The sequence below is a fragment of the Sphingomonas sp. CD22 genome, from assembly GCF_034556155.1.
In the GTDB taxonomy this organism is placed as follows: Bacteria; Pseudomonadota; Alphaproteobacteria; order Sphingomonadales; family Sphingomonadaceae; genus Sphingomonas.
In genome coordinates, this window is sequence record NZ_JAYDYX010000005.1 from 363,413 (window position 1) to 375,704 (window position 12,292).

14 protein-coding genes are annotated in these 12,292 nt (G+C 63.5%); 11 read left to right on the forward strand and 3 right to left on the reverse strand.

The window, feature by feature from the left end:
- Positions 1–3 precede the first annotated feature (3 nt).
- The 3 genes from SFC76_RS12430 to SFC76_RS12440 form a co-directional block, all read right to left on the reverse strand.
- A complete protein-coding gene (locus SFC76_RS12430; RefSeq protein ID WP_056019259.1) occupies positions 4–225 on the reverse strand; it encodes a hypothetical protein in 222 nt (73 codons plus the stop codon).
- Between the two features lie 299 nt (positions 226–524).
- Positions 525–1,943: a YncE family protein gene (locus SFC76_RS12435; RefSeq protein ID WP_056056390.1), complete on the reverse strand. Its 1,419-nt coding sequence runs from the start codon at positions 1,941–1,943 to the stop codon at positions 525–527.
- On the reverse strand, positions 1,940–2,515 hold the full coding sequence (locus SFC76_RS12440; RefSeq protein ID WP_236698803.1) for a DUF305 domain-containing protein: 576 nt from the start codon (positions 2,513–2,515) through the stop codon (positions 1,940–1,942). Before SFC76_RS12440 ends, SFC76_RS12435 begins: the two co-directional genes overlap by 4 nt.
- A gap of 65 nt (positions 2,516–2,580) precedes the next feature.
- Between SFC76_RS12440 and SFC76_RS12445 the strand changes: the two genes are divergently transcribed.
- The 11 genes from SFC76_RS12445 (at position 2,581) to arsH (ending at position 12,194) form a co-directional block, all read left to right on the forward strand.
- On the forward strand, positions 2,581–3,750 hold the full coding sequence (locus tag SFC76_RS12445) for a YncE family protein (RefSeq protein ID WP_056056388.1): 1,170 nt from the start codon (positions 2,581–2,583) through the stop codon (positions 3,748–3,750).
- A gap of 46 nt (positions 3,751–3,796) precedes the next feature.
- The gene (locus tag SFC76_RS12450) at positions 3,797–4,780 is read left to right on the forward strand and encodes a malate dehydrogenase (RefSeq protein WP_056056386.1); all 984 of its coding nucleotides are present in this window, start codon (positions 3,797–3,799) and stop codon (positions 4,778–4,780) included.
- 88 nt (positions 4,781–4,868) lie between these two features.
- On the forward strand, positions 4,869–5,741 hold the full coding sequence (locus SFC76_RS12455; protein WP_056056384.1) for a LysR family transcriptional regulator: 873 nt from the start codon (positions 4,869–4,871) through the stop codon (positions 5,739–5,741).
- Positions 5,738–6,889 (forward strand): TDT family transporter, encoded by a 1,152-nt coding sequence (locus SFC76_RS12460; RefSeq protein WP_056056383.1) that lies wholly within the window; start codon positions 5,738–5,740, stop codon positions 6,887–6,889. Before SFC76_RS12455 ends, SFC76_RS12460 begins: the two co-directional genes overlap by 4 nt.
- 106 nt (positions 6,890–6,995) lie before the next feature.
- Positions 6,996–8,240, forward strand: a complete 1,245-nt coding sequence (locus SFC76_RS12465) for a molybdopterin-dependent oxidoreductase (protein WP_197983136.1) — start codon at positions 6,996–6,998, stop codon at positions 8,238–8,240.
- 13 nt (positions 8,241–8,253) lie between these two features.
- Entirely contained in the window at positions 8,254–8,730 is a 477-nt protein-coding gene (locus tag SFC76_RS12470; protein ID WP_031439129.1) for a hypothetical protein, read from the forward strand.
- Positions 8,731–9,061: 331 nt separating this feature from the next.
- On the forward strand, positions 9,062–9,394 hold the full coding sequence (locus SFC76_RS12475) for an ArsR/SmtB family transcription factor (RefSeq protein WP_056056382.1): 333 nt from the start codon (positions 9,062–9,064) through the stop codon (positions 9,392–9,394).
- 10 nt (positions 9,395–9,404) lie between these two features.
- Complete coding sequence (arsC, locus tag SFC76_RS12480) at positions 9,405–9,833, forward strand: arsenate reductase (glutaredoxin) (protein WP_056056381.1); 429 nt, start codon at positions 9,405–9,407, stop codon at positions 9,831–9,833.
- Entirely contained in the window at positions 9,833–11,119 is a 1,287-nt protein-coding gene (locus tag SFC76_RS12485; protein WP_056056380.1) for an arsenic transporter, read from the forward strand. The genes arsC and SFC76_RS12485 overlap by 1 nt, the downstream gene beginning before the upstream one ends.
- Positions 11,116–11,439, forward strand: a complete 324-nt coding sequence (locus tag SFC76_RS12490; protein WP_056056378.1) for a YnfA family protein — start codon at positions 11,116–11,118, stop codon at positions 11,437–11,439. Before SFC76_RS12485 ends, SFC76_RS12490 begins: the two co-directional genes overlap by 4 nt.
- On the forward strand, positions 11,439–12,194 hold the full coding sequence (gene arsH, locus SFC76_RS12495) for an arsenical resistance protein ArsH (RefSeq protein WP_056056376.1): 756 nt from the start codon (positions 11,439–11,441) through the stop codon (positions 12,192–12,194). Before SFC76_RS12490 ends, arsH begins: the two co-directional genes overlap by 1 nt.
- Positions 12,195–12,292 lie beyond the last annotated feature (98 nt).

Here is a 12,292-nt window from a genome sequence, read left to right on the forward strand (position 1 = left end):
GTCCTACCGGTCTCGCTTAAGCCGGGCTTCGATTTTGACCCAGAACATGCCGCATCGCAGACCCATTCCGGCGAGTTGGGCGCCATGTACTGACATCAGCTCCGCACCGCGGCGAAACTGTTCAACCGGCACGGATATGGCGACGAACAGCCCGGCGTAGAGCAGCTGCGACATGATCGAGTGGATCACGACGGCGACCCCCAGCACTATCAGGCGGGCAGGCACGGAAGGCCGATGCGGCGCCGGATCGGGGCCTGTAATGAGCTAGGCGTAAAGGCATCCTGCTGCGACGAAATGGAAGTGCACCAGGTAGTGGAGCGCACCTGCCCTCTCTAAAGCAGCCAGTCCGCTTTCCTTCCCATTGTCGGCATTCAGCGGCCCGATATGTAGAAAACCCAGTCGTAATCACCATTGTGCGACAAACAAGTGCTTTCCGACACTCTCGAGACGTCGTGTCGACCTAGCCCAGCGTCATGCCGAATATACCGGACACGGACAGCGGGGCGCAGGTTTCACCGGAATCCTCATTTTTGCACCTGAACGACAGCGCCCGGCATCATCGGGTCGCCCGGAGCAATGACGAGGTAACGGCGCATGTCGCCTTTCGCGTCGCTGACGATCTGGCGGAGCGGTCCGAGCGTGTTTACTATCGCGCCGCCCGCCGGATTGGTCATGAACTTCGCCAGAGGCTGGATCACGCCGCTGCCGTCAGCGTGGGAGGATAATCCAAGGACATAGGGCATCTTTGGGCTGAGGCCCGCAACCGCCGCCTGCAAAATCTGGACCTGGCCTTGATCGAACAGCGTGACCTGGCTGCGCCCAGTCCCGGATAGAGTCAGCTGGATCTTCATGCCGGCCTGCGCGAGCGGCACCAGGTTTGCACGGCCATCGCCTACCGGCACCGCGCCGGGAACATATGCCACGCCTTGCGGCCCCTGACCGATTGGAATCGTCGCGATGACGGTGTTGCTTGCTGTGTCGATCGCCGCGACCGCATCGGCGTTCTCCAGCCCGACATACATCCGCGTGCCGTCGCCCGACGGCCATAGGCCGTGCGGGAGCGCGCCGACCGGGATGCTCGCCACCTGCACGAAGTCAGTGGTGCGGAACACCTTCACGACATTCTCGGTGCCGACCGTCACAAAGGCGAACTGGCCATTCTTATTGCGGGCGATATTGACGTGGTTGGTGATCGCGCCGGTATCGAACGTCTTGAGCACTGCGAAGGGTGGCTTGGCGTCGAACACCATGACCTTGCCGACGTCCTTGAGCGTCAACCAGACCTGCTTACCGTCGGGCGTCGCGGCGATGTCAGGGCAGAACGGGCTCGCCTGCTTGACGCGACCGACGATCTTCTTCGAGGCGGTGTCGATCACAACTGTCTCGGGCGAGAAGCTCGAACAGACGTAACCGTATTTCCCGTTTGGCGAAAAGATCGTCATGCCGGGGCCATTAGGAACGGGGATGCGCGTGGTCGGCGCGAAGGTCTTACCGTCGAGCACCTGGATATAATCCTCGCCGCGCACCGCGACCCAGACTTCGCGACCGTCGGGGCGGAAGAACGCTTCGTGCGGCGATCGGCCCACATAGGTCGTGTGCTTCACGGCATTGGTCGCAGTGTCGATGAACGTCACCGAGTTCGAGCCGATCGATATTACCGCCAGCGTCTTGCGATCGGGCGAGAAGCCCATGCCGTGCACGAGCAGCTGCCCCTTGTAGAGCGGGCTGAGATTGGCCGGGGTCTGGTCGCCGAGCTTGATGACGCCGAGCAGCGTGTTGGTCGACGGATCGATCACCGACACGGTGTTGGAGAACTGGTCCGAAGTGTAGAACCGGTCGTGCGCGCTAACAGGGATGTCGGGGGTCGCGTTCGGTACCTGCTGCGCAAATGCCGGGGCCGAAAAAGACAGGGCAGCACAGGCGGTTAAGGTAAAACGCTTCATGGACGGTCTCCGTGATGGGGGTGACCGGTCGCGGTCGGTTCGGTGTGAGGCAGCAACGCGCCGCCTTCGGATAGGATGCCCTGCATCACCGCGATTTCCTGACGCTGTTCGACGATGATTCCCTGGGCGAGCCGGCGCAGGCGTTCATCCTTGCCGAACCGCAGTTCGACTTCGGCCATGTCGATCGCGCCCTGATGATGCGGGATCATCATTTTGGCGAAGTCGCGATCGGGATCGCTCGAATAACCGGTCATCATCGCGCCGTGCATCCGCGCCATCGCCGCATCCATTGCGGACGCGAAACCGTCCGTTTGCGCTAAAGCACCCGTCGATACGGACACGGCTATCGCCGTTAGCAAAGCCGTGCGAAATTTCATCGTCATGCCTTTAGTGTTCCCATTTATGACACGCGAGCGATCAACGCCGAGCGTGACAGCGTAATGATCGCGGCGCAGCCGTCGATCCAACGCATAAGCATGGTTGTTCTGATCATCTAACAAGAACGGTAGGCGATCTATGATCGCGTTTTCGTATTGAAACCATCGCGACCATGCGTTGGACGCAGGGGACATATCGGTCGATCTAACGGCATCGGACTGGCACGATCACCCGCCGGATCCGCGATAAGGATCAAACGATGAAAGCTGCGATCGTTTTGGTTGCCGCGATGTTGGCCTCCGTAGCGCCAGTCCCGGTGATCGCTCAGGCCTATTGGGCTGCACCTGCGGCGGACGACTTTCCCTACGATATCAAGGCGGTTCAGGCACCGTGGTCGAAGGCTGATATCGACCTCAGCCATCATGACCGGATCTATGTGTCTGACCCTACATCGACGAAGATCGTTGTCATCGATCCTGCAGCGGGCAACGAACTGGGACGCATCGACCTCGCCAAAAGCGCGATAGCTGAGCCCAGCTTTTCCAGCCCCAGAGTCCAGCACCTGGCTGCAACGCGTGACGGGCGGACCCTGGCGGTATCGGCATCAGCGCAGCACAGTGTGACGCTCGTAGATCTGGCCACGAACACGGAACGAGGCCGGACCGTGTTCCAGACGTCGCCTACCGCCGTCGCGTTTACGCCCAATGGGCACGAACTCTGGGTTTCGCTCGGCGATGAACATGCCATCGCGGTCGTGGATCCTAAGACCGCGCGGGAGATCACCCGCGTACCAGCAAGTGGCGGAGCGGGCGCGACCATCCTGTCGCCAAACGGACGCTATGCCTTTGTATCGCTTACTGAAAGGCCGTCCATCCTGGTTGTCGACGTCGAGGATCGGCGCGTCGTCGGACACGTTGCCAGCAACGGTGCAGGTGCGGGAGCAATCGCGGTCTCGCCAGATGGCAAACAGATCTGGGCAACACGCCGCGAGAGCGGCACGACCACGGTCTTTGCTGCCAAACCGCCGTTTGCGGTACACGAAGTGATAAACACTGGTCCAGCGACGGGCGCGGTCAACTTCGCCCAGCGCGCAGACGATTCCTTTGCCTATGTCAGCGTTGGCGGCGATCAACCTGCAATCAAGGTCTATAGAACCGACAGCCTGGAGGCTGTGGCAACCGTCCCGCTACAAGCGGCTCCGAGTGCGGTTTGGCCGTCGGGCGATGGTACGAGGATCTATGCCAGCCTGGCCGGAACCAACAAGGTCGCTGGGATCGACACGCTGACGTACACCACCGTGTCGACGATCCCGATCAGTACGGATGCGCAAAGCCTGATCTACGTTCCTGGTGCCGTAAGATCAGGAAAAGGTCTCGCCAATCTGGTGCCATCCGGGCGCGATGCGGCGCTTGCCCTGGCGGCGCGTTAATCGGTCTCACACCGTCTGTAATCTTCCAACGAAAGCCCTTTCCAAAATGACCAAGCCCCCCGTCAGGATCGCGATCAGCGGTGCCGCAGGACAAATTTGCTATTCGCTGCTCTTCCGGGTCGCGCAGGGTGACGTGTTCGGACCGGACCAGCCCGTTATCCTTCAACTGCTCGACGTGCCGCAGGCGCTGGACGCAGTACGCGGCGTGGTCATGGAACTGGAGGATTGCGCGTTTCCGCTGCTGGCAGATGTGATCATTACTGATGATCCGATGGTGGCTTTCAAGGACATCGATGCGGCCATGCTGGTCGGGTCTCGTCCCCGCTCGAAGGGCATGGAGCGCCGTGATTTGCTCGCTGCCAACGCAGCGATCTTCAAGACGCAGGGCGCAGCGCTGGACGCAGTGGCCAAACGCGACGCCAAGATCCTGGTCGTCGGCAATCCCGCCAACACAAATGCCTGGATCCTTGCGCAAAGCGCGCCGGGTTTCCCTGCCGAAAACATCACGTCGATGATCCGCCTCGATCACAATCGCGCGCAGGGACAGCTTGCGGCCAAAGCGGGTGTCGGTGTCGATGCGATTACAAAGCTCGTCGTCTGGGGAAACCATTCGCCGACGATGTTTGCCGACTGGGGGAATGCCGAACTCGATGGCCAAAAGCTTGCCGACCGTATCGGAAACGAGGCCTGGTACCGCGAGACCCTGATCCCCACCGTTGCGCAGCGCGGCACCGCGATCATCGAAGCACGGGGTGCGTCCTCGGCCGCATCGGCCGCAAATGCGGCGATCGACCATCTGCGCGATTGGGTGCACGGCGCAGGCGACAATTGGGTGTCGATGGGCGTGGTGTCAGACGGCTCCTACGGTATCCCGCAAGGGCTGGTGTGCGGCGTGCCGGTGCTCTGCAAAAGCGGTGGCTATGTGCGTATCGAAGGACTGATCCTCGATCCATTCCAGCGAACGATGCTCGATCGCACGATTGCCGAACTGGTCGATGAACGTGAGGCGGTTATCGACATTCTGAAATGACCAATCTGTAATTATGATTGAAACGACCATAATATTTGGTTGGTGCGATTGATCTCCTTTCCCTATCATTGGGGCAAGGAGATCGGGCATGACCCTGGAACAACTCAGGATTTTCGTCGGTGTCGCAGAGCGCGAGCACATGACGCGCGCTGCCGAAGCGCTCAATGTGACGCAGTCGGCCGCAAGCGCTGCCATCGCCGCGCTAGAAGCGCGGCACGGCGTGCCGCTGTTCCACCGGGTCGGCCGTGGGATCGAACTGTCCGAAGCGGGCCGTATGTTTCTGGTCGACGCACGCGCAGTGCTTGGCCGTGCTGCCAGTGCAGAACTTGCATTGGCCGAATATGCCGGACTGGAGCGCGGCACACTGCGGCTGGTCGCGAGCCAGACGATCGCGGGCTATTGGCTACCCCGCCAGCTGGCGGCGTTTCATGCGCGCTACCCGTCCATCACGATAGAACTGGCGATCGACAACACGGAAGGGGCCGCGGCGCGCGTGCTCGACGGTGCAGTCGAGCTTGGCTTCGTCGAGGGTGTGATCGACGAGCCCGCGCTCGCGCATTGGACCGTCGCGAACGACCGCATGGTGCTGGTGAGTGACCGCGCTGCCGACACGATCGACGAGGACTGGATCCGGACCGCGCGCTGGATCGTCCGCGAGCAGGGATCGGGCACGCGCTCGTCGTTCGAGGAGGTGTTGCGCCAGCGCGGCGTCGATCCGTCGGACCTTACCATAGCGCTGACCCTGCCATCGAACGAGGCGGTCCGCAGCGCGGTCGAGGCCGGCGCGGGCGTCGCGGTGCTGTCGCAGCATGTCGTCGCACCTGCAATCGCGGCCGGCACGTTGCACGATCTGCCGCTCGGTCTGCCGCGGCGTCCATTCTACGCGCTGCGGCACAAGGAGCGCTATCGTACCCGGGCGGCCGACGCGCTGACCGATCTCATCAAGGAGACTGGGAAGTGACTGCCGATCTGAAACCCGTTCTCGATGGTCTGAAGCCGCTCAGCCGGCTTGATTCTCCGCGCGAGATGATCCGCCAGTTCACCCCCAACTGGTTCGCCGCTACGATGGGCACGGGCATCCTCGCGCTGGCCTTGCCGCAGGTGCCGGGCGTCGGCGCATCGCTGCACCCGGTCGGCGAGGCGTTGTGGTATTTCAACATCGCGCTCTTCACGCTGTTCGCCGGGCTCTACACCGCGCGCTGGACGATGTTCGGGCACGAGGCGCGTCGGATCTTCGGGCACAATACCGTGTCGATGTTCATCGGCACGATCCCGATGGGCCTCGCGACGATCATCAACGGGTTCCTGGCGTTCGGCCTGCCGCGGTTCGGCGCCGGCGTTATCCCGATCGCCGAGACATTGTGGTGGATCGACGTCGCGATGTCGCTCGCCTGCGGTGTAGCGATCCCCTACCTCATGTTTACCCGGCACGAACATTCGCTCGACGGCATGACCGCGGTGTGGCTCCTGCCAGTGGTCGCGGCCGAGGTCGCAGGCGCGAGCGGAGGCCTGCTCGCACCGCATCTGGCGGACGCGCACCACCAGTTCGTGGTGCTGGCGACCTCCTTTGTCCTCTGGGCGTATTCGGTGCCGGTCGCGTTCGGCATCCTCGCGATCCTCATCCTGCGGATGGCGCTGCACAAGCTGCCGCACGAGAGCATGGCCGCATCGAGTTGGCTCGCACTAGGCCCGATCGGCACCGGTGCGCTCGGGATGCTGGTGCTCGGCAGCGACGCGCCCGCGATCCTCGCCGCCAACGGCCTCGGCCAGATCGGCGCGGTAGCGCAGGGGATCGGCACGATCGCCGGGCTGCTGCTCTGGGGCTTCGGCCTGTGGTGGCTGGCGCTCGCGACGCTGATCACGATCCGCTACTGGCGCGCGGGCATTCCGTTCAACCTCGGGTGGTGGGGCTACACCTTCCCGCTCGGCGTCTACACGGTCGCCACCTTCAAGCTCGGCACGACGCTCCAGCTCGGCTTTTTCGGGATCGTCGGCACCGTCCTTACCATCGCGCTCGCAGCGATGTGGCTGCTGGTCGGCGCCAAGACGGTCACAGGCGGCTGGCGCGGAAACCTGTTCGTGTCGCCCTGCATCGCCCAAGCCAATTGATGGGCCGAACTGATCGTCCTGCCGGATCGAACCGGCGCATCCGATCGACCCGTACCGGGCAGACCGTCGGACGGATCGCGCATAAGAGCATGACATCGAAGGGAGAATGCTGGTGGACAGCCTGGATATGAAACTGGCGCAGGCGACGAACCGCCGTCGCTTTCTCGCAGAGGCTGCGATCGGCAGCGGCGCGTTGATCGCCGCACCCGCGCTGGCGCAGAGCATTGTCGATCTGCACCTGCCTGGCGGTCCGTCGGAACGACCGATGACCAGTGCGTTCCCTGGCAAGGGCAACATGATCCTCCAGCGTATCCACCCGCCTTTGCTGGAAACGCCGATGAGCGTGTTCAATGGTGACGTCTTCACGCCAAACGACCAGTTCTTCGTCCGCTGGCACTGGGCTGACATCCCCACCGCGATCGATGTCGAGGCGTTCCGGATCAAGGTGCACGGCGCGGTCACGCGGCCGCTGTCAATCTCGCTCGCGCAACTGCTGAAGTTGCCACGCGTCGAGCTGGCGGCGATCAACCAATGCTCGGGCAATTCGCGTGCGCTGTTCCAGCCGCCCGTTGCCGGTGCGCAGTGGCGTCACGGGGCCATGGGCAACGCCAAATGGCTCGGCGTGCGCCTGCGCGACGTGCTCGACATCGCCGGCGTGAAGCCGGGCGCGGTTGCAGTGCGGTTCGGTGCGCTCGACCAGCCGGTGGTCGCGGGTGGACCGGATTTCGCCAAGTCGCTGTCGATCGACCACGCACGCGACGGCGAAGTGATGCTCGCCTTCGGGATGAACGGCGAACAGATGCCGCTCCTCAACGGCTTCCCGGTCCGGCTGATCGTACCCGGCTGGTATTCGACCTATTGGGTCAAGATGCTGAACGACATCGAGGTGCTCGCCGCGCCCGACGACGGTTACTGGATGGCCAAGGCGTACAAAATCCCTGACACTCCAGGCGCGAACGTGCGGCCGGGCCAGAAGGATTTCCCGGCCGTTCCGATCAACAAGATGATCCCGCGCAGTTGGGTCACGAGCCTCGACGAAGGGCAGGCGATCGCGTTCGACCGGTCGATCCCGCTGGGCGGCATTGCGATGGGGGGCGATTGCGGCGTCGCCAAGGTCGATGTGTCGACCGACAACGGCAAGACCTGGTACAAGACGACGCTCGGCCCCGATCACGGCAAATACAGTTTCCGCCGCTGGGACGCGCAGGTGCCGCTCACGCATGCGGGCCCGACCAGGCTGATGTCGCGCTGCTGGAACACCGCCGGCATCGCGCAGCCGATGACGCCGATCTGGAACCCGGGCGGGTTCATGCGCGGCAACATTGAAACCACCAACATCGTCGTCGGCTGAGGAGCGCTCCCCCATGAAAACGCCTTCCATCGGCACGCTGTCGTTTGGGTTCGTCGGCGCGACCGTCGTTCTGCTACTTGCGATCGGTGCCCCGAACAGCCGCATAGCCCCGCCGCCTGCCGCCCCGGCCGCACCACCGCCGCCAAGCGTTTCGGCGCGCGGCTTCTCGCTGGCGTCCACCTCGGTCGATCTCCCGACCGACGAAGGGCAATATCCGGCTGGTCCGCATGCGGACGTCATCAACGCCAACTGCACCTCGTGTCATTCGGCGAGCATGGCGCTGAACCAGCCGCCACTCTCTTCCGACCAGTGGACCGCGGAGGTCACCAAGATGCGCGAGGTCTACAAGGCTCCCGTTGCACAGGCTGACGTGCCGGCGATCGTCGCTTATCTGACCGCCATGAGCGCAAAGCAGCCGGGTGCCGCGAAGGGCAAGGCGCAAGACCCCGATCCGAAGGCTGCGCCCGACGTATCGGGGGGATCAGGCTAAGCCCATCAACTCACGACACGCGGTTCTGCGCGCGAAGTGCTGTGCGGCGTGGCCTCCGGGGGAGGGCGTCGACGCCAATCGAAACACTGCTCGCGCCCTGCGCGTTCGCAGGTGTGCCATGTGGCACACCTTACGCGAGAATCGTCACCGGCAGGGCCGAGACGCCGGCACGATGGCTCGGTCGGCACGCCCAGCGGGCCGATAGAGCCGTGCCCGCGGGGTCCCGCCCCACTCGTTGGGGACTTCGGAAAAGAGCGTAGGGTGCCGACTGCCTGCCTACTTGGTGCTATCAACGTCTGGACCGAAACCATATAGCTGCTATCCTGGATATATGGAAAACAACACGGCAATTTCAGCGCTCGGCGCGCTCGCACAAGGAACACGCCTCGACGTGTTCCGCCTGTTGGTGCGGCACGAACCGCATGGCTTGGCTGCCGGCGAAATCGCCCGTCAGCTCGACGTACCGCAAAACACGATGTCCGCACACCTCGGCATCCTCGCCCGTGGCGGGCTGGTGCGATCCGAACGTCATAGCCGCTCGATCATCTATCGTGCCGATCTCGACGGCCTGCGCGCGCTAACGCTCTTTCTCGTCAAGGATTGCTGCGCCGGCAACGCGGAGCTGTGCGCCCCGCTGATCGCCGAACTCACCCCATGCTGCTGAAAGGACGCCCGTGGCCGTCGATATCGTGATCTATCACAACCCCGTGTGCGGCACGTCGCGCAACACGCTAGGCCTGATCCGCAATGCCGGCATCGAACCGCACGTGGTCGAATATCTGAAAACCCCGCCCTCGCGCGCGCTGCTGGTCGAGCTGATCGACCGCGCCGGCATAACGCCCCGCGAGCTGCTACGCGAAAAGGGTACGCCCTATGCGGAGCTCGGCCTGGGCGACACATCGCTGTCCGACGACGCGCTGGTGGATACGATGATGACGCACCCGATCCTCATCAACCGGCCGATAGTCGTCTCACCGCTCGGCGTGAAGCTCTGCCGGCCGTCCGAAGCCGTGCTTGATCTGCTGCCGGGCGATCAGCGCGGCGCGTTCGCGAAGGAAGACGGACAACAGGTGGTAAACGCCTCGGGCCAGCGCATCGCCTGATGCTTCTTGCCGTCCTGATCTTCGTCGTCACGATCGTGCTCGTCATCTGGCAACCCAAGGGGCTCGGAATCGGGTGGAGCGCGATCGCCGGGGCCGTCTTGGCGCTGCTCGCGGGCGTCGTCACGCTGTCCGACGTCCCGGTCGTTTGGGGCATCGTCTGGAACGCGACGGCTGCATTCGTCGCGATCATTGTCATAAGCCTGTTGCTCGATGAAGCTGGATCCTTCGAATGGGCGGCGCTCCACGTTGCGCGCTGGGGCAGGGGACATGGGCGCCGACTCTTCGTCCTGATCGTGCTGCTCGGCGCGGCGGTGTCGGCGTTGTTCGCCAATGATGGTGCGGCGCTGATCCTCACGCCGATCGTCATCGCCATGCTGCGCGCGCTGGGGTTCAAGGACAAGGCGACGCTGGCGTTCGTCATGGCGGCCGGGTTCATCGCCGACACGGCCAGCCTGCCGCTGGTGGTCTCGAACCTCGTCAACATCGTGTCAGCCGACTTCTTCAAGATCGGGTTCGGCACATATGCGTCCGTGATGGTCCCGGTCGATCTGGTGTCGATCGCCGCCACGCTGGGCGTGCTGCTGCTGTTCTTCCGGCGCGACCTCCCAGAAGACTATGACGTGGGGGCGCTCCGCGCGCCGCGCGATGTCATCCGAGACCCCGCGACCTTCCGTGCCGGCTGGATCGTCCTCGCGCTGCTGCTCGCTGGCTTCTTCCTGCTCGAACCGATCGGCGTGCCGGTCAGCGCCGTTGCCGCTGCCGGCGCGATCCTGCTGCTGGTAATTGCGGGACGGGGCCATGTGATCCAGACCGGCAAGGTGCTGCGCGGCGCACCGTGGCAGGTCGTGATCTTCTCTCTCGGCATGTACCTGGTCGTCTACGGGCTGCGAAACGCGGGCCTGACCGACCATCTCGCCGCGCTGCTCGATCGCACCGCTCAGGGCGGCGTGTGGGGGGCGGCGTTCGGGACAGGCGTGATCGCGGCCATCCTGTCGTCCGTGATGAACAACATGCCGACCGTACTGGTGGGCGCGCTGTCGATCGACGCGACCCATGCCACTGGCGCCGTGCAAGAAGCAATGATCTACGCCAATGTCATCGGCTGCGATCTTGGCCCCAAGCTGACGCCGATCGGCTCGCTCGCAACGCTGTTATGGCTCCACGTCCTCGGCCAGAAAGGTGTTCGGATCGGATGGGGCTATTATTTCCGTGTCGGTATCACGCTGACTGTGCCGGTATTGCTGGTCACGCTTGCCGCCTTGGCATTGAGGATCACGATCGGATGACAGCCCTGATCTACATCGGCGCGGCGCTTGCTGAAATTGGCGGATGCTTTGCCTTCTGGGCCTGGCTTCGCATGGCGAAGTCACCCTTGTGGCTTGCTCCGGGCGTCGTCTCATTGATCCTGTTCGCATGGCTCCTCACCCGCGTGGACAGCGATGCCGCGGGACGAGCGTATGCCGCTTACGGCGGCATTTACATCTGTGCATCGCTTGCTTGGCTCTGGACCGTCGAAGGCGTGCGGCCCGATCGCTGGGATGTGAGCGGCGCGGCGCTCTGTCTGATCGGCACCTGTATCATCCTCTTGGGACCACGAACCGCCTGATGCCTGTTCGAACGCTCTCCGACCCCGACCATCTGCCCGCGCTCGATCGAAGCTATGCGATCGAACGACCTGCTCATGGCCTCGGCGCGGGTGCTCCGCCGCCACGAATCCTTCTGCTCTACGGTTCCTTGCGCGAGCGGTCATTCTCGCGGCTGTGTGTCGAGGAAGCGGCGCGACTACTGCAATTCTTCGGATGCGAAACGCGCATTTACGATCCCTCGGCGCTGCCGTTGCCCGATCAGGTCGTCGGCGACGACCATCCGGCCGTCCACGAGCTGCGTGAACTGTCGTTGTGGTCGGAAGGTCAGGTGTGGTGCAGCCCTGAACGGCACGGCCAGATCACCGGCATCATGAAGCTCCAAATCGATCATCTGCCGCTCTCGATGGGCGGGATGCGACCGACGCAGGGACGCACGCTGGCAGTCATGCAGGTATCGGCGGGTTCGCAGTCGTTCAACAGCGTCAACACGCTGCGCGTGCTCGGCCGCTGGATGCGAATGGTGACGATACCGAACCAGTCGAGCGTCGCCAAGGCGTTCGCCGAATTCGGCGAGGACGATCGCATGAAGCCGTCGAGCTATTATGACCGCATCGTAGACGTAATGGAGGAACTGGTGCGGTTCACGGTGCTGCTGCGCCCGCACGCGGCACAACTCGTCGACCGCTATTCCGAGCGCAAGGAAGTTCGCGTAGGGATCGACCTGACGACAGACTTGTCGACTATCGCGACCACGGCACCCCCTCGAGGTGTTTGACCTCGCCCCGACGCGATGGAAGATCAGAGCGGCTACTGTGCAATACCAGCCAATGGCCTGCTGGGCTGTTAGTCGTCGACCGTCGAAACCGACTACGT